The 20,445-nt window shown below is 40.2% G+C and carries 23 protein-coding genes; 10 read left to right on the forward strand and 13 right to left on the reverse strand.

Annotated features, from left to right (window positions below; translation table 11 throughout):
- Window positions 1–9: 9 nt before the first annotated feature.
- The 5 genes from P2W73_RS09510 to P2W73_RS09530 all read left to right on the forward strand — a co-directional run bounded on the left by P2W73_RS09510 (window position 10) and on the right by P2W73_RS09530 (window position 2,945).
- Complete coding sequence (locus P2W73_RS09510; protein WP_276501790.1) at window positions 10–384, forward strand: ADP-ribosylation/crystallin J1; 375 nt, start codon at window positions 10–12, stop codon at window positions 382–384.
- Window positions 381–926 carry a riboflavin biosynthesis intermediates N-glycosidase gene (ybiA, locus tag P2W73_RS09515; RefSeq protein ID WP_276501791.1) on the forward strand — a complete coding sequence of 182 codons (546 nt, stop codon included), beginning with the start codon at window positions 381–383 and terminating at the stop codon, window positions 924–926. The genes P2W73_RS09510 and ybiA overlap by 4 nt, the downstream gene beginning before the upstream one ends.
- Window positions 927–928: 2 nt before the next feature.
- Window positions 929–1,468: an RNA 2'-phosphotransferase gene (locus P2W73_RS09520; protein WP_276501792.1), complete on the forward strand. Its 540-nt coding sequence runs from the start codon at window positions 929–931 to the stop codon at window positions 1,466–1,468.
- A complete protein-coding gene (locus P2W73_RS09525; protein ID WP_276501793.1) occupies window positions 1,465–2,199 on the forward strand; it encodes a metallophosphoesterase family protein in 735 nt (244 codons plus the stop codon). Before P2W73_RS09520 ends, P2W73_RS09525 begins: the two co-directional genes overlap by 4 nt.
- Before the next feature lie 392 nt (window positions 2,200–2,591).
- A complete protein-coding gene (locus P2W73_RS09530; RefSeq protein ID WP_276501794.1) occupies window positions 2,592–2,945 on the forward strand; it encodes a ribose-5-phosphate isomerase in 354 nt (117 codons plus the stop codon).
- Between the two features lie 270 nt (window positions 2,946–3,215).
- Here P2W73_RS09530 and P2W73_RS09535 read toward each other — a convergent pair whose 3' ends face one another.
- The 5 genes from P2W73_RS09535 to leuC all read right to left on the reverse strand — a co-directional run bounded on the left by P2W73_RS09535 (window position 3,216) and on the right by leuC (window position 9,072).
- On the reverse strand, window positions 3,216–3,989 hold the full coding sequence (locus P2W73_RS09535; protein ID WP_276501795.1) for a M90 family metallopeptidase: 774 nt from the start codon (window positions 3,987–3,989) through the stop codon (window positions 3,216–3,218).
- A 243-nt stretch (window positions 3,990–4,232) separates the two neighbouring features.
- The gene (leuB, locus tag P2W73_RS09540) at window positions 4,233–5,306 is read right to left on the reverse strand and encodes a 3-isopropylmalate dehydrogenase (RefSeq protein WP_276501796.1); all 1,074 of its coding nucleotides are present in this window, start codon (window positions 5,304–5,306) and stop codon (window positions 4,233–4,235) included.
- Window positions 5,307–5,340: 34 nt separating this feature from the next.
- Complete coding sequence (locus tag P2W73_RS09545) at window positions 5,341–6,870, reverse strand: hydroxymethylglutaryl-CoA lyase-like TIM-barrel protein (RefSeq protein ID WP_276501797.1); 1,530 nt, start codon at window positions 6,868–6,870, stop codon at window positions 5,341–5,343.
- Between the two features lie 93 nt (window positions 6,871–6,963).
- On the reverse strand, window positions 6,964–7,560 hold the full coding sequence (gene leuD, locus P2W73_RS09550) for a 3-isopropylmalate dehydratase small subunit (RefSeq protein WP_276501798.1): 597 nt from the start codon (window positions 7,558–7,560) through the stop codon (window positions 6,964–6,966).
- A 102-nt stretch (window positions 7,561–7,662) separates the two neighbouring features.
- Window positions 7,663–9,072 (reverse strand): 3-isopropylmalate dehydratase large subunit, encoded by a 1,410-nt coding sequence (gene leuC, locus P2W73_RS09555; RefSeq protein ID WP_276501799.1) that lies wholly within the window; start codon window positions 9,070–9,072, stop codon window positions 7,663–7,665.
- Between the two features lie 303 nt (window positions 9,073–9,375).
- Between leuC and P2W73_RS09560 the strand changes: the two genes are divergently transcribed.
- Together P2W73_RS09560 and P2W73_RS26490 are read left to right on the forward strand one after the other, a co-directional pair.
- Window positions 9,376–9,789, forward strand: coding sequence for a hypothetical protein (locus P2W73_RS09560; protein ID WP_276501800.1), 414 nt, complete (start codon window positions 9,376–9,378; stop codon window positions 9,787–9,789).
- Window positions 9,723–9,953 (forward strand): GNAT family N-acetyltransferase, encoded by a 231-nt coding sequence (locus P2W73_RS26490; protein ID WP_369127520.1) that lies wholly within the window; start codon window positions 9,723–9,725, stop codon window positions 9,951–9,953. The genes P2W73_RS09560 and P2W73_RS26490 overlap by 67 nt, the downstream gene beginning before the upstream one ends.
- 429 nt (window positions 9,954–10,382) lie before the next feature.
- On the opposite strand, the gene P2W73_RS09565 is transcribed toward P2W73_RS26490, so the two are convergent.
- The 8 genes from P2W73_RS09565 to P2W73_RS09600 form a co-directional block, all read right to left on the reverse strand.
- Window positions 10,383–10,784, reverse strand: a complete 402-nt coding sequence (locus P2W73_RS09565) for a hypothetical protein (protein ID WP_276501801.1) — start codon at window positions 10,782–10,784, stop codon at window positions 10,383–10,385.
- Between the two features lie 376 nt (window positions 10,785–11,160).
- Window positions 11,161–11,679 (reverse strand): hypothetical protein, encoded by a 519-nt coding sequence (locus P2W73_RS09570; RefSeq protein ID WP_276501802.1) that lies wholly within the window; start codon window positions 11,677–11,679, stop codon window positions 11,161–11,163.
- Window positions 11,680–11,821: 142 nt separating this feature from the next.
- Window positions 11,822–12,391 carry a hypothetical protein gene (locus tag P2W73_RS09575; RefSeq protein ID WP_276501803.1) on the reverse strand — a complete coding sequence of 190 codons (570 nt, stop codon included), beginning with the start codon at window positions 12,389–12,391 and terminating at the stop codon, window positions 11,822–11,824.
- 156 nt (window positions 12,392–12,547) lie between these two features.
- Window positions 12,548–13,300, reverse strand: coding sequence for a LytR/AlgR family response regulator transcription factor (locus P2W73_RS09580; RefSeq protein WP_276501804.1), 753 nt, complete (start codon window positions 13,298–13,300; stop codon window positions 12,548–12,550).
- A 15-nt stretch (window positions 13,301–13,315) separates the two neighbouring features.
- Window positions 13,316–15,436 carry a tetratricopeptide repeat-containing sensor histidine kinase gene (locus P2W73_RS09585; protein WP_276501805.1) on the reverse strand — a complete coding sequence of 707 codons (2,121 nt, stop codon included), beginning with the start codon at window positions 15,434–15,436 and terminating at the stop codon, window positions 13,316–13,318.
- Between the two features lie 387 nt (window positions 15,437–15,823).
- Window positions 15,824–16,288, reverse strand: coding sequence for a protein-disulfide reductase DsbD domain-containing protein (locus tag P2W73_RS09590; protein WP_276501806.1), 465 nt, complete (start codon window positions 16,286–16,288; stop codon window positions 15,824–15,826).
- Between the two features lie 2 nt (window positions 16,289–16,290).
- The gene (locus tag P2W73_RS09595; RefSeq protein WP_276501807.1) at window positions 16,291–16,887 is read right to left on the reverse strand and encodes a TlpA family protein disulfide reductase; all 597 of its coding nucleotides are present in this window, start codon (window positions 16,885–16,887) and stop codon (window positions 16,291–16,293) included.
- A gap of 4 nt (window positions 16,888–16,891) precedes the next feature.
- Complete coding sequence (locus P2W73_RS09600) at window positions 16,892–17,674, reverse strand: methyltransferase domain-containing protein (RefSeq protein ID WP_276501808.1); 783 nt, start codon at window positions 17,672–17,674, stop codon at window positions 16,892–16,894.
- A 143-nt stretch (window positions 17,675–17,817) separates the two neighbouring features.
- On the opposite strand from P2W73_RS09600, the gene P2W73_RS09605 reads away from it, so the two are divergent.
- From P2W73_RS09605 to P2W73_RS09615, 3 genes are read left to right on the forward strand one after another with little or no spacing between them, the layout of a single operon-like run.
- Window positions 17,818–18,486, forward strand: a complete 669-nt coding sequence (locus P2W73_RS09605; RefSeq protein ID WP_276501809.1) for an ArsR/SmtB family transcription factor — start codon at window positions 17,818–17,820, stop codon at window positions 18,484–18,486.
- A 10-nt stretch (window positions 18,487–18,496) separates the two neighbouring features.
- Window positions 18,497–19,606: an MBL fold metallo-hydrolase gene (locus P2W73_RS09610; protein WP_276501810.1), complete on the forward strand. Its 1,110-nt coding sequence runs from the start codon at window positions 18,497–18,499 to the stop codon at window positions 19,604–19,606.
- A 17-nt stretch (window positions 19,607–19,623) separates the two neighbouring features.
- A complete protein-coding gene (locus tag P2W73_RS09615) occupies window positions 19,624–20,445 on the forward strand; it encodes a class I SAM-dependent methyltransferase (RefSeq protein WP_276501811.1) in 822 nt (273 codons plus the stop codon).

Consider the following 20,445-nt stretch of genomic DNA (forward strand, 5'->3'; position numbering starts at 1 on the left):
ATATGTAAAATGAAGTTAATGACATTATATCGTCCTGTTGGCCAAAAAGAGTTTGACTTAGTCAAAGAATCAGGCTTCAAAAGATTTCCACCCCGGTTGGACTGGCAACCTATTTTTTACCCCGTAATGAACCAGGAGTATGCAGCACAAATTGCTGATAGGTGGAATACGGAGGATGAGTTTTCCGGTTTTGCAGGCTATGTACTTGCATTTGATCTGCCGGAAGAATATTTGAAAAAATATCCCGTGCAAAATGTAGGGGGAGATATCCATAACGAGCTTTGGGTGCCTGCGGAAGAATTGGAAGAGTTTAATTCGAACATTGCAGGTAATATCCGACTGGTACGGTCATTTTTTGGAAGTAAACATAAAATCAAAACATGAAGTATTCAACAAATTGGTTAACCGCACAAATAAAAAAGGGGTTTCGTCCTGACTATCTTTTTTTCTGGGGACATACGCAGAAGAAAGAAGGCGTTGTCGATAAATCCTGCTTCAGCCAATGGTTACCATCGGAGTTTATTGTTGATGGTACCAGATATCTTTCTGCTGAGCATTGGATGATGGCAGGGAAAGCATTATTGTTTAATGATAAAACCACCTGTGAAAAAATTATCGCATCGGAGAAGCCGTCATTGGCTAAAAGTTTGGGAAGAGAGGTAAAGGATTTTGATGCGAAAGTTTGGGAGAGGTTTTGTTATGAACTTGTGGTGGAAGGCAACAGGTATAAGTTTTCTCAGAACCAGGCGTTAAAGGATTTTTTAGTTAATACAGGTGAGAAGGTTATTGTGGAAGCAAGTCCAACAGATACCATTTGGGGTATTGGCCTTGCGCAGGATGCAAAGGAAGCCTTAGATCCAGTACGGTGGAAAGGCACTAATCTGTTAGGGTTTGCATTAATGGAAGTAAGGGATATTTTAAAATAAAAATGGAAAAACAACTAAAACACATCAGCAAATTGATGAGCCTGGTGCTTCGTCACAGACCTGAGGAAATCGGTTTGCATCTGGATGAAAATGGATGGGCCGATGTACAGGAACTCATTGATAAGCTTAATGAAAAAGGCGTGGCGGTTGATGCTTTGATCGTCAATGAGATTGTTGCGACCAACGATAAAAAGCGTTTTGCCTTTAATGAAGACCGGAGTCGCATCAGGGCTAGTCAGGGACATAGTATAGTTGTGGAATTGAATTTAAAAACAACTGTTCCGCCGGATATTTTATACCATGGCACAGCAATAAAGTATATCGATAGCATTTTGACAAACGGCCTGCAGAAACAAGGCCGGCAACATGTACACCTGAGTGAAACAATAGAAACTGCCAGGACAGTTGGCAGCCGGCATGGAAAGCCAGTCATTCTTTTTATAGATGCAAAAGCCATGCATGATGCCGGTTTCCATTTTTACTTATCAGACAATAATGTCTGGCTTACCAATTCGGTACCGATACAATATATTTCACGATGAAAAGAACTTTAGTGATTGGCGATATTCATGGTGGCCTGCAGGCATTGAAACAGGTGTTGGAAAGAGCTGATGTTTCTGAAAATGACTGCCTGATCTTTTTGGGAGATTATGTGGGCGGATGGAGTGAATCTGCCCGGGTAGTGGATTTTATAATTGACTTGTCCCAAAAGCAAAATTGCATTTTCATAAAAGGTAATCATGATTTGTGGTGCGAAGACTGGCTTCGAACGGGAAATGCGGACAGCGAATGGTTGTTTCATGGCGGTCGTTCAACAGTTGAAGGCTATAAAACCGTTGATACAACTACCAGGAACAGGCACCTTAATCTTTTTGAGCAGATGACCGATTTTCATATTGATGAAAAGAACCGGCTGTTCATTCACGCTGGTTTTACTTCGATGCATGGGCCGCGGCAGGAATTTTATGCATCCAATTTTAGTTGGGATAGAACCTTATGGGAAATGGCGCTTGCTATGGATAGACGCATTTCCAACGACTCATTACTCTTTCCCAAAAGATTAAAGCTGTTTACAGAAATTTATATTGGTCATACCCCAACAATTAATTACAATGTTGACGTTCCGATGCAGGGTTGTAATGTTTGGAATATTGATACCGGTGCTGCCTTCTCAGGTAAGCTTAGCATCGTGGATATCGGGACAAAACAGTTTTGGCAAAGCGACAAAGTTGGTCGTCTTTACCCGGGAGAAAACGGAAGGAATAAACTGTAGTCATCGGAAATTCCAGTAATCTAGAAAGATGGGAGAACTAGGCCCGAGGCTTGCAAAGACTCTACTTAACAACAAGCAGATTCTCAATTTGAATGATAAACATGAAAACAAAATCAGAGGAGAACTTCAGACAAGTATTAGACAAAATAGTCGAGTAGGAACTACACCCGCAAAAACACTAACGGTAAAAAGCTAAAGAGAGAAAAGCTATTACTGTATTAGTGATAAAAATATTTGCGTCATCGGTAGGGTAAAGTGTTTAAAGAAAAGCCGCAAATTATTATTACAAGCGTTTCACAGCTGGTAGCCGGGTAATTCTAACGTCCTTGGTTGAGAACTGCCCCAGAAGCATTGATTATGCTTATTTTGCCTTTGGAAAAATCAGAATTTTTGTGCCAAGACTAATATACCGGGTTTACGTTGTTGAGCTATCAAAGCGGGTGTTTACCGAAAATTCAAAATTTCGGGCTGCTAACCCACAATTTAATGGAGTACTCGAGTGTCTTTATGTAGGTATGACAAGTAAGACTCCGGCAGAACGATTGAGGCAACATAAGACAGGATACGTTAACAAGAAAGGTCACAAACTATCGGCTTATATAGTCCAGAAATATGGCGCTTATCTGCGTCCCAGTCTTTACGATCACATCAATTTGAAACCTATGACCAGGCAGGAAGCCTTAATAATGGAAGAAAAACTTGCCTGGCATTTACGAAAGCAAGGATATGCGGTTTGGTTTAATTGAATCTTACCAGCGGGGTAGGGCAGGGTTGTTGCCAAACGATAATGTTAAATCAAAAATGAGTTGCGATATTATCAGGAATAACACTCTGGAGAGAGATTATTTTGTGAGACAAATCGAAGAAAAATATGAATATCTCAAACTTGAAAGAAAAGTTGATTCTTTTGCAGGTTACCCTTGTATTTAGTGCCTCTTAAAAACAATCATCGAAGTGTTGTTCCAAATAATGAGGGAAGAATGGATTCACTCACGCTATGCGAGGTGACTTCGAAATTATATCTCCCTTTTATATATCCTCCCAAGCATTTCATGCAAGTCAGGATGATTTGCTTTTAATAAGTCGGGCCGCTCAAAAAAATATTCGGAAACAACAGCAAAGAATTCTGCATGGTTAGTGGTTCCGTACATATCAATATCGGATCCATGGTTTTTCATTTGCCAAATAGTTGAATCCATTATATTCTTCCACCTGTCTATGTATTTCCGTTCTAAAATTATTTCAGGGATGCCGTCCATTGTTCCATCCATCTTATCTATCAAATGCACAAACTCATGGATAGCTGTGTTGTGGGCGTCATTGTCATTAATAAACCCCTGTCTTAATTGCCACTTGGTAATGATCATTACATGCTGCATAGCCCCTGTGCCAACCATCCCTGTGATATGGCGATCCGATCCTCCCAGGTCAAAATCTTCATTGAATGTTCCGGGGTATAATAAAACTTCGTGCAGGTTGATATATTGCCAGTCGGGTAATGCATAAACGGGAATAATGGCCCCGGCTGCAATCAAAAGCCGGTCAATATCTTCAACAATAGCATTTACGCCGGTTATTTGCACGGCAGATAAAAAGTGTTGAATTCTTTTTTCAAACGTTTCTTTTCCTTTCTCATCAAGTTGCTTGTAAAACTTTACATAGTCATTAAGCAACTCCCGGTAATTCTCCGGCAGTGGCAGGGGTTCGTTTGCTCTTTTTATTTTAAATACAAACAGAATTATTAAAACAATTAATACCAGAACAAATAAAATCTGCAAAACGGTCACCATGATAGGATGAAGTTAAACAACCCTCTTTAATTTGCGGACTGAAATGAAAGGAAGCTCATTAAATGCATCTGGTAAAGATAAACTCTGAAAGAAACTAACCCGTAGAACTAGTGTTACTCACTTGTATATGCTTCTTCAAAATATCCTCACCAGGCACATTCCCCTTTCACGCCAGGTAGTATGAATCTGATTACCATCTCTTCGAAGGCAACCGGCATTGACTTTATGTAAGACAGTGGTAAATTAGATAACTTTCAACACCTGTTCCCCGATTGCGTCCGTTCCCAATATTTTATCAGCAGCTGTTTGTGCATCGGCAATATCTTTTGTCCGGAAGCCGGCTTTTAAAACCTGGTCAATGGCATTGATAACAGTTTCTGATTCTGCTTTCATGCCAAATGAAATATCCAGCAGCAGGGCGGCCGATAAAATAGAAGCCAGGGGATTGGCTACGCCTTTACCCGTAATATCGTGCGCCGAACCATGAATAGGTTCATATACTCCCGTGCCATCACCAATAGAGGCAGATGCTAACATTCCCATAGAACCTGCTATCTGCGAAGCTTCATCGGTAAGAATATCGCCAAACAAGTTAGCTGTTACTACCACATCAAAACGACGCGGGTCCTTTATCAGCAACATAGCGGTTGCATCTACAAACTGGTGTTCTACTTCAACATCAGGATATTCCAACGCTATTTTTTGTATCACTTCTCTCCACAATCTTGATGTTTCTATTACATTGGCTTTATCAACGGAGCACAATTTCTTTTTTCTTGTTCTCGCAGCATCAAACGCTTTGCGGGCTATACGTTCTACTTCATAGCGGCTGTATTCAGCAACATCATAGGCCGTATCGCCATTATTCTTACGGCCTTTTTCACCAAAATAGATATCACCTGTCAACTCGCGGAAGAATAGGATATCGGCGCCTTTTAATATCTCAGGCTTAATACTTGAGGCTCCCAGTAGTTCATCAAATAATTTAATAGGCCGAAGATTAGCATATAATCCTAATTCCTTTCTCATCTTCAGCAAACCTTGCTCGGGTCTTACTTTAGCGGATGGATCATTATCGTATTTCGGATGACCAACGGCACCAAACAACACGGCATCCGATTTTTTCATCTTTTCCAATGTTTCATCAGGTAATGGATTGCCTGTTGCTTCGATAGCTACATGGCCGATCAACGCTTCATCATAGATAAATGTATGTCCGAATTTCGCGGCGATCTTATCCAATACTTTTTTGCCTACTGCGGTTACTTCCTGTCCTATTCCATCTCCGGGAACGATTAAGATATGTTTTGTTGCCATGTTGATTTTTGTTGGGGGAATGCTATAAAAATAATTATTGGGGCTGAATGGTATTCAGCATTTTTTGTGTTGCTTTAATCGCCGAAACAGTTTGATCACTATCCAGGCCCCGTGTTTTGAATTCTTTGTTATTATATTTCCAGGTGATAATTGTTTCGCATAGCGCATCACTTTTTCCACCGGGTGGAATACGAACGGCGTAGTCAGTCAGCAAGGGAAGCTCTGATTTTTTTTGTTTGTATACTTTTTTCAATGCATTCATAAAGGCGTCGTATTGCCCATCGCCTTGTGCATGCTCTTCAAATACTTCACCGTTTATACTGATCTTTAGTGTAACAGAGGGATTTAAATTTTTAGAATGGGTGAGCACATAATTTTCTATTCTTACTTTTTCATCAATCGTATTGCTGTCCAATATATCTGATATGATATAAGGCAGATCGGCCTGTGTTACTACTTCTTTTCTATCCCCCAGTTCTATGATGCGTTGTGTAACTTTCTTCAGGTCCTCGTCCGAAAGCTGGATACCCAATTGCTGCAGATTGTTTTCAATATTGGCCTTGCCGCTTGTTTTTCCTAATGCATATTTGCGATCCCTGCCGAATCGTTCCGGCATCAGGTCGCTGAAATAGAGTTTATTTTTTTTATCGCCATCAGCATGTATACCTGCTGTTTGGGTAAATACATTTTCACCTACCACGGGTTTGTTGACAGGAATGCGGAAGCCTGAGAATGTTTCGACCAGTTTACTTACTCTATACAATGACTTTTCCGCTACGGCCGTTTTTACCGACGGCATAAAATCATTCAATACGGCGATGGTGCTGGCCAGTGGTGCGTTGCCCGCTCTTTCGCCCATCCCGTTTATGGTTAAATGTATTCCTTTAGCGCCTGCCTTTACGCCTTCCAATACGTTAGCGGTACCCAAATCATAATCATTGTGCGCATGAAAATCGAAATGAATCTGCGGATAACGTTGTACTATTTCAGATATGTAATCAAATACTTCAGCCGGGGTCAATACACCTAACGTATCAGGCAGCATAATTCTTTTTACCGGCTGGTGCTGTAAAAAATCGAGATATTGAAAAACATAGTCTTTTGAGTGACGCATGCCATTGCTCCAGTCTTCGAGGTATACATTACTCTCCAATCCCTTTTTCCTGGCCAATGCGATCACGGCCGCTACATCAGCAAAATGCTGTTCCGGTTTTTTCTTTAGCTGGTGCGTTAAATGGTTTAAAGAGCCTTTTGTAAGCAGGTTCATTACTTTAGCGCCTGCCTTTTGCATCCATTGTACCGATACATCTCCATCTACAAATGTCAATACTTCCACTTTATTTAAAAAGCCATTCGCCTTCGCCCATTTCGTAATTTTTTTAACGGCGTCAAACTCACCTTCGGATACACGGGCCGATGCGATTTCTATACGATCAACTTTTACTTCGGTTAATAAAAGCTGGGCGATAGTCAGCTTTTCTAACGCCGAAAACGACACGCCGCTGGTTTGTTCACCGTCACGGAGTGTGGTATCCATTATTTCTATATGTTGTTGCTGTGGCATTATTTTTATGTATGCTGGCTGATGCTAAATCCTTAATAGCCTTTATTTAAACTACAGGAGTCTATTGCTCCCGCCACCAGGCGGGCTGGGGGTTTAATAAATGCTTTTAGCGGCATGCGCCTGTATATCTTTTTTCAGCGACTGCATGAAATCAATATCATCATAACCATTGATCATATTGTGTTTTTTATAACCGGTGATGCCAAAGGATTCTTTTTCCCCTGTAGCCAGGATAGTAATGGTTTGATCAGGAAGATTGACGTCAATTGGTGTAGCCGGGTCCGCTTCAATGGCAGTAAATATTTTATTTAAAAATTCCTCACTTACCTGTACCGGCAGTATGCCGATGTTGAGTGAATTGTTTTTAAAAATGTCCGCGAAAAAGCTGGATACCACGCAACGAAACCCGTAATCATAAATAGCCCATGCCGCATGTTCACGACTACTGCCACTGCCAAAATTTTTTCCCGCCACTAATATTTTTCCTGAATAAAGAGGGTTATTCAAAATAAAATCTTTTTTAGGCGTATTGTCCGCGTCATATCTCCAATCGCGAAAAAGATTATCTCCAAACCCTTTACGTTCTGTTGCTTTTAAAAAACGGGCAGGTATGATCTGATCCGTATCTACATTTTCAATCGGCATCGGAACCGCCGAACTGGTAAGCACTGTAAATTTATCGTAAGCCATATATAATTGTTATCCTTAAATATTATTTTATAAACTTCTTTTGTTGCTGAGCCGTAATGATGATTGTCAATTGCCCATTGCTCATTGTCTATTGCCTATTGACTACTCACCAATCAACTCCCTCGGATCAGTCACAACGCCGGTTACTGCTGCTGCAGCTGCCACTAATGGACTTGCCAGCATGGTTCTTGCGCCGGGTCCCTGCCGGCCCTCAAAATTCCTGTTGCTGGTACTTACCGCATATTTGCCGGCAGGTATCTTATCATCATTCATTGCCAAACAAGCGGAACAACCAGGCTGACGTAATTGAAATCCAGCTTCAATTAATATATCCAGTATGCCTTCATCTTTTATTTGCTGTTCCACTATATGTGAACCGGGAACGATCCAGGCAGTAATATGCTCCGCTTTCTTTCTGCCCTTAACGATGGAAGCAAAAGCACGGAAATCTTCAATACGTCCATTGGTACAACTGCCAATAAAAACATAATCCACTTTTTTACCCAGCATACTGTCATCCTCATGAAAACCCATATAGTCCAGTGATTTTTCATAACTGGCTTTACTGCTGCCGGCTTCTTTTGAAACAGGAATATGTTTGGTAATACCGGTTCCCATGCCAGGGTTTGTACCGTAAGTAATCATTGGTTCAATGTCCGTGGCATCATAAGTATGTTCAACATCAAAACTGGCACCTGCATCTGTCTTTAATGTTTTCCAGTAAGCCAATGCTTTGTCCCATGCTTCAGCTTTGGGAGCTTTTTCTCTTCCTTTGATATAAGCAAAGGTTGTTTCATCAGGAGCTACCATACCGCCACGGGCACCCATTTCAATACTCATATTGCAAACCGTCATCCTTCCTTCCATGCTCATGTTCTCAAACACCTCGCCGGCAAATTCCACGAAATAACCGGTAGCCCCGGCAGCCGTCAATTTAGCTATGATATAAAGCACTACATCTTTTGGCGTAACAGCTTTGCCCAGCTTGCCATTTACGTTGATGCGCATTTTCTTAGGTTTGGGCTGCATGATACATTGTGAAGAAAGTACCATTTCCACTTCGGATGTACCGATACCAAAAGCAATAGCGCCAAACGCACCATGCGTAGAAGTATGGGAGTCGCCGCATACGATGGTCATGCCAGGTAGCGTAATTCCGTTTTCAGGTCCAACCACGTGCACGATGCCATTCTTAGGATTGCCTAATCCCCAGTGTGAAATACCATACCTGGCTGAATTGACTTCCAGTGCTTTTAATTGATTGGCGGAAAGCGGATCCTTTACCGGCAGGTGCTGGTTGATGGTTGGTGTATTATGATCAGCCGTAGCAAATGTTTTCTCCGGAAACATTACTTTAAGGTCGCGATTTTCTAATCCGAGGAACGCAACCGGGCTGGTTACTTCATGAATAAAATGGCGGTCGATAAAGAATACATCAGGGCCATCTTCTATTTTCCTGATTACATGGGAATCCCACACTTTATCAAATAATGTACTGGGTGTATTGCTCATTTGTAAATTTTTTAAAATCGGGTGCAAAATTCTTGAAAAATTGCCATATTTCTTTCTTTTGGTTGACATTTATTTAAGCTTATACCTTAAGTTTTAGATTTTTTCGCCTGTTTAGCATATGATTGGGGAAAAATTGTTTGCCGAACCGGTGTTGGCCTGTGGGTAGGCATCCCTAAAGTCGGGTTGCATTTGTGTGAGCCGGTATTTTTTTATTATTCAGCCAAATGCTTTTCATGCCAGTTTTTCCGACATTTTTGCTTCAGTACTAATGAGTTGACTGAGTTAAACTAAAGGTTATTCGATATGGGGACAGCCGGTGTTCAGGATAAGCAGCATATTGTAAATATTCTTGCCAGCTCGTTTGATGATAATAAAGGTGTCAATTATATTATTCCGCAGGACAAACGAAGAAAGCAGCGAATTAGGAAACTAATGGAGTATTCCTTCGATATCTGTCACCTGTATGGAAAGGTGTTCCTGGCAGACGATCAGCATGGATGTGCGTTGGTTTTGTTTCCGGATAAGAAAAGAACATCCATTAAGCGTATGTGGCTGGATCTGAAATTGGTGTTTTTCTCTATTGGCTTATTCCATCTAAAAAAGGCTATTGAGCGGGAGGTAAAGATCAAAGAACGACGGTTGAAGAAGCTATGTATTATTTATGGTTTATCGGGGTTGACCCAGCATTCCAGGGCAAGGGAACAGGAAGTCAATTGATGCGTGAAATAATTGCGGATAGTAAATCAGCAAGTCGGGTTCTTTGCCTCGAAACTTCCACCGTAAAAAACATTCCCTGGTATCAGCAATTCGGGTTTGTCATTTATAATGAATTGAATTTTGGTTATACCTTATTCTTTTTAAAAAGAGAGGACCGGGCATAGCCGGTTACTATGCCGTAGCCGGAGGGTATTGGGCGTTTCGACTCCGGTAATCTCCAAGTCACCGCAGTATATCGAATTTTAGAAGTGTTGCCCGTTTTTTATTAGCTGAATTCTTTGCAGGGTTTGTTACACACTTTCTTTTATCAAAAGTGGTCGCATTTATTTCAACTAAAAGGGCCATCGTTACTCACGAAGGCCCTTAATTAGATTTAATGGACGGAGAAGTTGAGTGTTGGTTTTTACAAGGATTTAGAACGGTCTTTTCAATGATATTGGATGATTCAACTTCTGCTTCAAATATAGAAAGCAAGGCAGACGATGGCAAGAGCAAATGTACCAGTGTTGGCACTGGGATTTTACGTATTTAATAACGGTCGTTAATATTTGCGGTTGTTCAATAATTTGCCTTTTAAAGTAACTAACCCGTTTTTATTCGATCACAATTTTAATAGCCAGGTAATTAAAAGGCAACTCACCATAGTGGCGGAAATTTATTGTTACATCAGTGGGAGTGGTGGTTGCCGATAATTCACCATCCATAAAACGGATGGGATTATTGATCTGTAGTTGCTGTTCAGCTTTCAATAGATAAACTTTCACCTCCCGGTTATTACTATAACCAGGGGGAATGATGTTTAGAAAGGAGCAGGTGTAAACTCCCGTCACAATTTTATTCCAATAGCTGGCTACAAGATCAATTGTGTAAGGTGCCGCTGCTGTGTTGATGAAACGATCATTAACTGCAGGAGTCAGGTCGTCGTCCTTGTTACAAGAATTCAGACTGAGTGTGGTTGCACTTGTTATTAATATGACGAAGGATATGTGTTTCATAATTGTAAATTTTAGTGTGAATGATTTAGTATTGATTGCTGAACCAAATCTATATCAACGTAAGGCGTGATACCAGCCAGTTTGAGCAACTTGCGGGAAGCCCTGATAGTTTAACCGGCGCAATGATTATGGTAAATGTGATGAAACCGGATCAATATCTTCCGGGCTGTAATTTCTTGATCAATGTTTCTTTCCGTCTGAGGCTTTCATCAATTGCATACTACTTCCTGTCGACGTGTTAATGGTCTCATACAAGTTTTAGTTATGATGTGTTTCAGTGAGAAAGAGTTCTATTAAAACAGGCGGAGCTTTTATTTTGATGCTTCAGTATGCTACAAGCAATCTGTAATTGTTATTCTCAGGTATCCGAAACTTGCTATTCTTTATTATGATCATGTCCTTTTAAAAATTTACCTGTAAACACTTCCCTGACAATAATGCCTGACCCTGGAAAAGTCATTACGAGAGTTCCTTCGCCCTGAAGTTTCTTATAACGGCCTGTGCCTTTTTCAACATACCATATTCCTGTATTATCTGACATTTGACAAACAGAAAGGATTGTGATAGTGCCACCTGATAGTTCAAGGGTATTTGTGCAATGAAATTCCATGCCAACAGTTTTCACGGCCATCAAAGCAGTGCCTTCCTTTGCAGGTCCACCGCTTGCGGTAAAGCTACCGGTAAAACCAGCAGTTGAACGACCGGTATAATTAAACGTAATGGTACCCGGATCATGCTTGTCACCTTTTTCTTTTTTGGCTGCAGTTTCAGCAGCCTTTGAATCGGGGGCCGACAGAGCGGAAGGCGAAATATGGCTGTCGCTTTTTTTGCATCCCGAGAAGATGATAAATGACACTGCCATAAAAACCAGCATTGATTTTAATTTCGGTTTCATAATAGGTTTATTTAAATGTTAGAAAATAGTTGCCATTCCTTTTGATGAATTATTTTCGCCAGAAATACCTATAAACAATGCTATAGTGAAGGGTAGTCGAATGCCAGTACTGACTTGAACCGTTTGCTTACGTCATTAGCAATTACCGGCAGTAGGTTTTTTCAACTTCCTCTCTGATAACAATCCAATTACCCTCAGCATCGACCTTAAGATAGTGAGTCAGTTCATAAAAGAAATTAAGGCCTCCACCTTTTGTAATAAAGCGATATTTATTTATAAACTTGAATGTAAATTCATCCACAGAAAATTCCCCTTCCTGTGCATTTAGGGTTCCGGTAACAATATACTCCCTACCACTTTCGCCTACAGCGCTAACCGTCCCTGGTAAATCATAATGAAAAGTTATCTTTGAATCAGAGCCATCATAAAAGCCATGAAAAACATAATGAACAGATCCGTATAAAGTCATCTGTTCATTCGTACATGAATTGTAAAGTTGAACACCATCTAAACTTTCGTCAAAACTTCCATGGAACGGAACAGCAGCCCCATTGGAACTCGCAGTACTCAAAACTGGTTGCTGTTGATTTTTTGCCAATGTTTGGGTCTGGCTTTGAACTGATGTTTGGTTTTTCGCTAATGTTGTTCCTTCTTTTCTGCAGGAACTTAGCGTTAAGAATGTAATTGCTGTGAAGAAAAAAATCTTTTTCATGATTTTAAGTTTATTGATTAATAGATTTTGGTTTGTCTGCAAGGCTTGCAGCAACAAAACTATACCTGCACTAATGCATTTGCCAGCTATATTGAGCAACCTGCATTAACGAATGACAGTTGAACGATCCCAATGATTATTTTTGAAATGAATGTGTTAATGCCTGCCGGGCTTGAGTTTTTTAAGAAGTATTTCCTTTTTACTACGGGAAACGTCTATAGATGTGCCATCACTCATAAGGAGATACCCGCCTTCTCCTTTAATGTATTTTTCCACTTCGTTAAGATTAACAAGATGGGAGTGATGAACCCGGACGAAAGAGTAATCCTCCAGCATTTCTTCAATTTCTTTCAGGGTACGGCAAGCGATAATGTTTTGCTTATTCTTTAAAAAGAGGGTAGTATAATTGCTGTGGGAGGTGCAGCTTATTATTGATTCAACAAAAATCATTTGAAGACCCTCCATGGTTGGGATAGCTATTTTATTAACAGGAATAGTGGGGTGGCTTAATTTATGTAAAAGAATTTCGATTTGCTGTGGAAGCGGAGACTTCTGGCGTTGCACTGCTTTTTGTACCGCTTTTTGTAAATCATCCCGGTCAATGGGTTTTAATAAATAATCCAGTGCACTGAAGCGAATGGCTTTAATGGCATACTGATCGTAGCTGGTAGTAAAGATTAATTCAAAATCAATTGATGGTATTTTTTCCAATAATTCAAACCCGTTCATGTGGGGCATTTCGATATCTAAAAAAAGTATCTGGGGTTTTTGCTGATGTATAGATTGCAGGGCATCGGTAGCAGAATAACAGATGTCCAGGACTTTTACATCAGGACAGTACCTTTCCAGTAGCGTGGCTAAAGATTCACAACAGAAAGGCTCATCGTCAACAATGGTTGCTGTGATCATTTTGTATTTTTTATTTCATAATTCAACCGGAGCTTCCACCATGTCCCTGTAATGGATTTTAAGGATCACTTGTGTTCCTGCAGGCTCGCCGTTGTCGTCTGTAAGATCCTGGATACTAAAAAAGGTTCTTACATTGGAGTCGTGATTGAGTAATGCCAGGCGTTCTGTGGTGATCTGCAGTCCCATTGATTTTTGCTTTTCGGTCGACTTGCTTTTAATAATAGCAGCTTTACTTCTACCAATGCCATTGTCCGTAATTATGCAGGCTAAGATCTTCTCGTTTAAGCTCAATTCAATTTCAAGACGCCCCTGGTCCTGCTTGTGCATCAGTCCGTGCCAGATGGCATTTTCAGCGAATGGCTGCAACAGCAGTGGGGGGATAAAAATATGTTCCGGGTCAATTTCATTTTTAAAACTGATGTTGAAATCAAAAGCATACCCGAAGCGCAAACGTTCCATTTCCAGGTAAAGCCGGAGCGTTTCCAATTCATCTTCCAGGGTAATAAATGTTTTTTTAGAATTGGTGAGCACCATGCGGATAAGCCGGGAAAATTTTGTAAGATAATCGGATGCCGGTTCGCTTTCATTTTTTAAAATAAACCGGTTAATGGAACTAAGGCAATTAAAAATAAAATGGGGGTTCATCTGAGCACGGAGGGCCTGCATTTCCAGCTCCACTGTTTTGTGTTGGAGGATAGCCTGTGTTCTTTCGCTTTTTAGTTTTTCATTCCTTTGTTTAAGGATCAAATTCCTGAAAAGAATAATACCCAGTAACACAAAAGCAAGAATGCCACCAATAAGAATCTTTTTCAACAAAGATGCCCGTTGCAAGTGCTGTTGTTGTATTTTCAACTGTTGCAGACTGATCTGTTTTTCTTTGTTTAACCGTTCTATCTGCGCCTGTTTTTTTTCATTTTGCACTACCGATTTATAACCGAATAGTTTGGCTTTAAATTGATCACTCAGCAGGGAATCTTCCAGCATTATATATTGTTTCAAATACTGGTGGGATTTCTGACTTACTCCCATCTTTTCATAAATAGTTGCCAGCATTTTAAAGCCGTTGGCTATATACTGCCGGGCGCCTGTCTCCTGCGCCAATGCCAACCCTTCCTTTGTATAATAAAGCGATGCAGGATAGTTTCCCTGAGCCATATATACTTTTGCTATATCGGGAAACACTCTCAGGAGTTCTTTGCGACCATTGTTCTTTTTTAGAAATAAAGCTGCCTTCTTAAAAATCAGCAATGCTTCCTTGTATTTTTTTTGCTGTAAATAAATCTCGCCCAAAATAATATGTGCATAATTATTTGCAGGGTCTCTCACCAGGGCTTTCTGGTGGTAGTATAGTGCTGAATCATATTGCTGCATCGCATTATGAGCTGCCGCCATCTGGTTCGACAGATAGATATCTTCATTTCCTCCCATGGCGGCGCTTGAATAATAATATTCCAAAGCCATTGGATAATCACCCATGCTCAGATACAGGTCTCCAATGATCATTAGGGGAAACGCCATTCCTAAAGAATCATTTTTTTGTTGGCTTTCCGCCAAACCTTTTTGGGCAAGCTCAAACCCTTTTTCCAGTTCACCTTTCAAACCGTAAATCACACTCAAAAATTCTAAGGACTTGATAATTTCTTTTCCGTCCCATTCCGGGGATGGCTGCTGAAAAAAATGAATAGAGGTTTGAAATTCAGCTATGGCTTTATCGAAATCGCCCTGGACATATAAAATATACCCGAGAATATGATGCGTACCGCCCAGGCTCGGCTTATCCCGGGCTTTTTCAAGGTATGGGATAGATTTCCGGAAATATCGTTCGGAAGTTTGATAATGATGTTTGTTCATTTCCATAAACCCCCTGTTGAACAGAACGTCAGCTATTCCTTTAGTATAATTTATTCTTACGGCTTCTTGATCAGCTTGATTTATATATATAATTGCTGTATCCCAATTCAGACTATCCGTTGAATTTCCATACCAACAGCCCAGTGCATTCAGGCAATCCACTTTTGCACTATCTTGTGTTAAAGGCAATAGTTTTTTCAGGCTGTCTATTTCTTTTTGGGCCAAACAAATAATACAGAAGAAAGATTGTAAGATTAAAAGTCCTATGAATTGCAAAAATTTCATTGTAGTGATGCTTTTTGCTAATACCCCTTATTCATAGGGCCCCCATTATTAGTCCATATGAATCTAAAGGTAAACCGATTTTAATATTTAAGAATCAGCATTTATTTCTTAAATCTCTTGTTTGTTCCACGAATTTTTAAGGCAGATCGAGTCCTCTGCGGATTTGAAGGATAATTGGTGATAACGGGCGAGTAAAAGATCAAACCACAGAAAACAATGCCTATTTATTTTGAATAGTGATACTGGGGGCATTACTTTCCCATCTACCAAATTACTTTCACGAAAGGTCTTAATGATGGTTCTATATAATATTCCTGGTATTGCATAGGCGATTTAAAAATTAATATTCATAAGATTTCAACCAGCTCGTTAAGTAGTGGTATTATGCTATAGTACTGTTACAAAAATTATAAAATCAATGCTTTTAGGAAAAAAACAAGTTCTGGAATCACATGCCTGGTAGCGAAGTTTGGCATACAATGGATATTTCCCTTTTTGAATTTTTTCACTTGCCTTAAATGGTATTGTAATTTTGAAGTTTCCATCATACACAAACAAATAATTATCCGTTCCTTCCAATCTGAATTTTTTTCCCGCAGGAAATGAGTATTTGCCAGTCGTTATTATGTCTCCTGTAGTCATTTCAAGTGTGGTAGGTACTATAAATTCGTCATTTACTTCATTGGACTGGATATGAAATCCCTTCTTTACAACAACATAAACATTTATTGTTGCCTTTTTCCCGGCATGAACAATAACTTCCGGCGCTGTTAATTTTATAATACTGTCAGCACTGCTTTGATTAGTGAAAGGCAAAAAATGAAACAGGAATATTAGAGGCCAATGTACCATCATCAGTTTTTATCTTTCAGCAATTCATCCAATTTTTGTTTTAGCTTGGTAAGTTTTGCGTCAAAACTTACTGTATTCAGCAAAGAATAAAACCTTATTTTTCCTTCTTTGTCAATTATCAGGTTAGAGGCAATCGGCACTTCATGCCTTGCAAGAGCCGGTTGTACCTCCTCGGGTGCATATTTTGCTGATACCGTTCCATTCGTATCCAGTAATACAGGAAATGAAAAGTGAAAGCGGGCCAGCGATTTTTCGACCAGGTTCTTATCTTCTTTTACATCGATTATAAATACCTGCACATTTTTGTTCCGGTAATTTTGACTAAGTTCTTCGAGGAATGGTGCTTCTGCATTACAAAAAGGACACCAGGTTGCTGCAAAGTGAATCACTACATACTTTCCTTTCAATTGGCCCAATGAATATGTTATATCGTCGATCCCCTTAAGTTCAAATAAAGGAGCCGGCTGGCCAATCAAGGGTTGTTCGTCCTGTGCATATAAAGCAACGGAAGCAAAAAAAATAAACATGCTGCTTAGAAATTTAAAAATGCGTTGCATAACGAGGGGTAATTTTTTCAACAGTTCTTTGTCTGCATTCATGGTTTTATTTTTTTTGTGCGAGTAGCGATACACTTTTTACGCCATAGTCTTTTGACGCACCTTTGGCTGATTTGGACAGGAAATGATAAGAAGGGTTAGTTCGAACTTGCAGTAATTGTAATCCACTTTTTTCAATGGCTTGTCTGTAATTATCCTGCTGGCTGGCGCCGCCAATACAGGATGCCCACAGTGTAGTATTGCTGACAACATTTTGCGGCAGTTGTTTTTCGGTTACAATATCAGCAATTGCTAACCGGCCATCGGTTTTTAGCACCCTTTCGATTTCTTTAAAAACTTTTTCCTTGTCGGAACATAAATTGATAACACCATTACTGATCGCTACATCAACACTTTGATCGGCAAAAGGAAGTTTTTCGATATAACCTTTGTGAAAAAAAACATTTTCAAAGCCAGCTTCCTTACGCAAACGTTCCGATTTTTCCAATTGCTCATCGGTCATATCCACACCCCACACTTGTCCGGACTTTCCGGTTTTCAGGGCGGCTATAAACGAATCTGTGCCAGATCCGCTGCCCAGGTCAAGCACCGTTTCTCCTTCTTTAATGGATGCCAAATCAAAAAAATAGCCAACACCGGCAAAGGATTCAATAGCGGAAGAAGGAATACGATCCAGATCAATCATGAGATAGCCGAGTTTTTCCGCAAGTTGGCGACCCATAGCAAAATGATATTCCTGTTCCGGGTGCAGCGCTACATCGCGATACATATTTTTTACCTTTTGTTCAAGGTCCGCAGTATCAAGCTGCCTGGTTGATGTTGATTCCATAACAAGGCTTTTATTTTTTAGAAGATGTATTCCTTGCGCATCCGGGTTATGGGTAATCCGAAGAAAAGTTCCTTTGAGTTTAACTATTCAAGTATTTTATTGAATAGTTGAATTTACTTATTTTTGACCAATATTCTGCCAATATGGAAAAAAGAATTTTTAAGGACAAAGTATATTCCATCCTTGCAAATATGATTAAGGCGATGGCCAATCCACACCGGCTTGAGATTATTGACCTGCTGGGACAGGGTGAAAAATCAGTGGAGGAAATAGCAGTTGATACCGATATGTCCATTGCCAATACATCGCAGCACTTACAGGTGCTGAAGGCAGCCAACCTTGTGGAAATAAGGCGCGGAGGGAATTTTATTCATTACAGGCTTAGCCATGATGAAATTTACAGGGCCTGGCAGGCTATGAGGGAGTTAGGGTTGGAGAGAATGACAGAGATGGAAAGGCTGATTAAAGATTTCAGGGAGAAACGTAATATCCTGGAAGCAGTGAAAATAGATGAACTATTGAACAGGCTAAAATCAAAGAATATAGTCTTGTTAGATGTTCGTCCGGCGGGGGAATATAAGAATGGTCATATTCCCGATGCCATTAATATCCCGGTCGAAGAATTGTCTGCTAAACTCAAAAAACTAGCTAAGAATAAGGAATATATCGCTTATTGCAGAGGTCCGTTTTGTGTTTTTGCAGATGAAGCTGTCACCCTGCTTGTTAAAAAAGGGTTCAAGGCCAAACGCCTTTTTGAAGGTTTTCCCGATTGGAAACTGAAAGGATTGCCAATTGAAGTAGCCAACTCTTAAAAATTTCAATATGGAAAATAAAGAAATCAAGATTGATGCTGAAACCCTAAGGATATGGCTTGAAGAAAAAAAACCGGTGTTTGTTTTAGATATAAGACCAAAAGAGCAACGGGAGGAGTGGCAAATACCGGGCAGTCACTACCTGGATGCTTATAAGCGTTTGAATGAGGGTGATAAGTCCGTATTGGATGAAATAGAGATTCCTGAAAACACGAAGGTAATAACGGTATGTGCAGCGGGAAGGACGAGCCAGATCGCTTCTGATGCTTTAAGGCAAAAAGGAATTAAAGCCTGGTCGCTGGAAGGCGGTATGAAAGCATGGGGTACTGCCTGGAATGTAGCTCAAAAGCAGTTCACTGATTTTGAAGTTGTACAGATCAGGCGTACGGGAAAAGGGTGTTTGTCTTATATCATTTCTTCAAATACCGAAGCCATTATCGTTGACCCATCACTTCCGTTAGAAGTTTATGTTCATCTGATAAAACAATACAATCTTTCCGTTAAAAATGTGATTGAGACCCATATCCATGCCGATCACCTTTCCAGGTCCAAAGAAGTATCCGCACATTTCGGGGTTCCCTTATTTCTTCCTGTTCCCAATAAGGTGCAATTTCCCTTCAATAAAATTACAGAAGATACTATTTTTTCCATAGGAACCATTACTCTGCAAACGCTCCCAACTCCGGGACACACATTCGAAAGCGTTAGCTTTTATATAGAAAACAGTGTGGTCTTCACAGGTGATACACTTTTCACAAACGGTGTAGGCCGCCCAGACCTAAAGGCAAGCGAAGAAGAAAGTCGAAAAAAATCAGCTTTATTATATCACTCGTTGAAAAAGCTGCTTTTATTACCTGATCAGGTATTGATACTTCCGGCACATACTAATAAGCCTGTTGAGTTTGATGGTAAGTTGATCAGCACCTCTATAGATGAAGCCAAAAAAAATATACCGCTACTGCAAAGTTCCGAAAATGATTTTATTGATCTTCTCCTGCAAAAGATACCGCCTACTCCCGCCAATTATTTATCAATAGTGGAAAAAAATCTAACAGGCGATTTTTCAGACATAAATCCATTGGATCTGGAGGCAGGCGCTAATCGTTGCGCCATTGCATAAATTTAAAATAAGTGATTATGGATATTAAAAACACAGCACCTGCTCCTTTCAGTTTTTCCGGCTCCGTTCCGCATCATTTTGACCAATACCAGGGACCTATATTTTTTGAACCTTATGCACTGGAAATTGCCAAACGTATTGAGCCGTCCTCCGTTCATCTGGCCTTGGAAATTGCCTGTGGAACAGGCCGTGTTACCCGCCATCTGCGGGAAGTTATTCCTGCGGCATCAAAGCTTATAGCATCTGATATAAGTTCCGATATGTTAGCTGTAGCAAAAGAAAAATTAAAAGCAGTAAATGTCGATTGGCAGATCATCGATGCGAAAGAGCTGCCATTTAATGATAACAGCATTGATCTTGTTGTCTGTTGCTTTGGCTACATGTTCGTTCCGGATAAACCAAAAGCTTTTGCAGAAGCTTACCGGGTTTTACGACCCGGTGGAGTGTTATTGTTCAGCACCTGGGATCAGCTTGTACACAATGCTGCTTCTCATGTTCACAGGAAAACCGTAAAAAAATACCTGGAAGAGCCGTTGCCCGAGACGTATAAGCTTCCTTTTTCTATGAATGATGATAATGAAATAAGAGAAAGTTTGCAAAATGCCGGATTCACTGAAATCACTATTGAAAGAGTTGATAAAGCAGCAATCAGTCCAACAGCAAAAGAAGCCGCTTACGGACTTTCACAGGGAGGAGCTCTTTATAATGAAATCGTAAAGCGAAACCCGGCATGGATTGAAGAGATAACAATGACAATAGAAAAAGAGTTGGCAGAAAAATTTGGTGCAGCACCAATGATTGCGCCGATGAGGGCCTTAATTACTGAAGCAAAGAAATAA

The sequence above is a fragment of the Terrimonas pollutisoli genome, assembly GCF_029360765.1.
In the GTDB taxonomy this organism is placed as follows: domain Bacteria; phylum Bacteroidota; class Bacteroidia; order Chitinophagales; family Chitinophagaceae; genus Terrimonas_B; species Terrimonas_B pollutisoli.

Bases quoted from the DNA above. Each gene is read 5' to 3' on its own strand.
- P2W73_RS09600 (WP_276501808.1), bottom strand. From the start codon at position 17,674: ATGGAATCAACATCAACCAGGCAGCTTGATACTGCGGACCTTGAACAA.
- P2W73_RS09575 (WP_276501803.1), bottom strand. From the start codon at position 12,391: ATGAAAAAGATTTTTTTCTTCACAGCAATTACATTCTTAACGCTAAGT.
- P2W73_RS09615 (WP_276501811.1), top strand. From the start codon at position 19,624: ATGGATATTAAAAACACAGCACCTGCTCCTTTCAGTTTTTCCGGCTCC.
- leuB (WP_276501796.1), bottom strand. From the start codon at position 5,306: ATGGCAACAAAACATATCTTAATCGTTCCCGGAGATGGAATAGGACAG.
- P2W73_RS09510 (WP_276501790.1), top strand. From the start codon at position 10: ATGAAGTTAATGACATTATATCGTCCTGTTGGCCAAAAAGAGTTTGAC.
- P2W73_RS09545 (WP_276501797.1), bottom strand. From the start codon at position 6,870: ATGCCACAGCAACAACATATAGAAATAATGGATACCACACTCCGTGAC.
- leuC (WP_276501799.1), bottom strand. From the start codon at position 9,072: ATGAGCAATACACCCAGTACATTATTTGATAAAGTGTGGGATTCCCAT.
- P2W73_RS09590 (WP_276501806.1), bottom strand. From the start codon at position 16,288: ATGGTACATTGGCCTCTAATATTCCTGTTTCATTTTTTGCCTTTCACT.
- P2W73_RS09560 (WP_276501800.1), top strand. From the start codon at position 9,376: ATGGGGACAGCCGGTGTTCAGGATAAGCAGCATATTGTAAATATTCTT.
- P2W73_RS09520 (WP_276501792.1), top strand. From the start codon at position 929: ATGGAAAAACAACTAAAACACATCAGCAAATTGATGAGCCTGGTGCTT.
- P2W73_RS09610 (WP_276501810.1), top strand. From the start codon at position 18,497: ATGGAAAATAAAGAAATCAAGATTGATGCTGAAACCCTAAGGATATGG.
- P2W73_RS09535 (WP_276501795.1), bottom strand. From the start codon at position 3,989: ATGGTGACCGTTTTGCAGATTTTATTTGTTCTGGTATTAATTGTTTTA.
- P2W73_RS09570 (WP_276501802.1), bottom strand. From the start codon at position 11,679: ATGAAACCGAAATTAAAATCAATGCTGGTTTTTATGGCAGTGTCATTT.
- ybiA (WP_276501791.1), top strand. From the start codon at position 381: ATGAAGTATTCAACAAATTGGTTAACCGCACAAATAAAAAAGGGGTTT.
- P2W73_RS09605 (WP_276501809.1), top strand. From the start codon at position 17,818: ATGGAAAAAAGAATTTTTAAGGACAAAGTATATTCCATCCTTGCAAAT.
- P2W73_RS26490 (WP_369127520.1), top strand. From the start codon at position 9,723: ATGTATTATTTATGGTTTATCGGGGTTGACCCAGCATTCCAGGGCAAG.
- P2W73_RS09595 (WP_276501807.1), bottom strand. From the start codon at position 16,887: ATGAATGCAGACAAAGAACTGTTGAAAAAATTACCCCTCGTTATGCAA.
- P2W73_RS09580 (WP_276501804.1), bottom strand. From the start codon at position 13,300: ATGATCACAGCAACCATTGTTGACGATGAGCCTTTCTGTTGTGAATCT.
- leuD (WP_276501798.1), bottom strand. From the start codon at position 7,560: ATGGCTTACGATAAATTTACAGTGCTTACCAGTTCGGCGGTTCCGATG.
- P2W73_RS09525 (WP_276501793.1), top strand. From the start codon at position 1,465: ATGAAAAGAACTTTAGTGATTGGCGATATTCATGGTGGCCTGCAGGCA.
- P2W73_RS09565 (WP_276501801.1), bottom strand. From the start codon at position 10,784: ATGAAACACATATCCTTCGTCATATTAATAACAAGTGCAACCACACTC.
- P2W73_RS09585 (WP_276501805.1), bottom strand. From the start codon at position 15,436: ATGAAATTTTTGCAATTCATAGGACTTTTAATCTTACAATCTTTCTTC.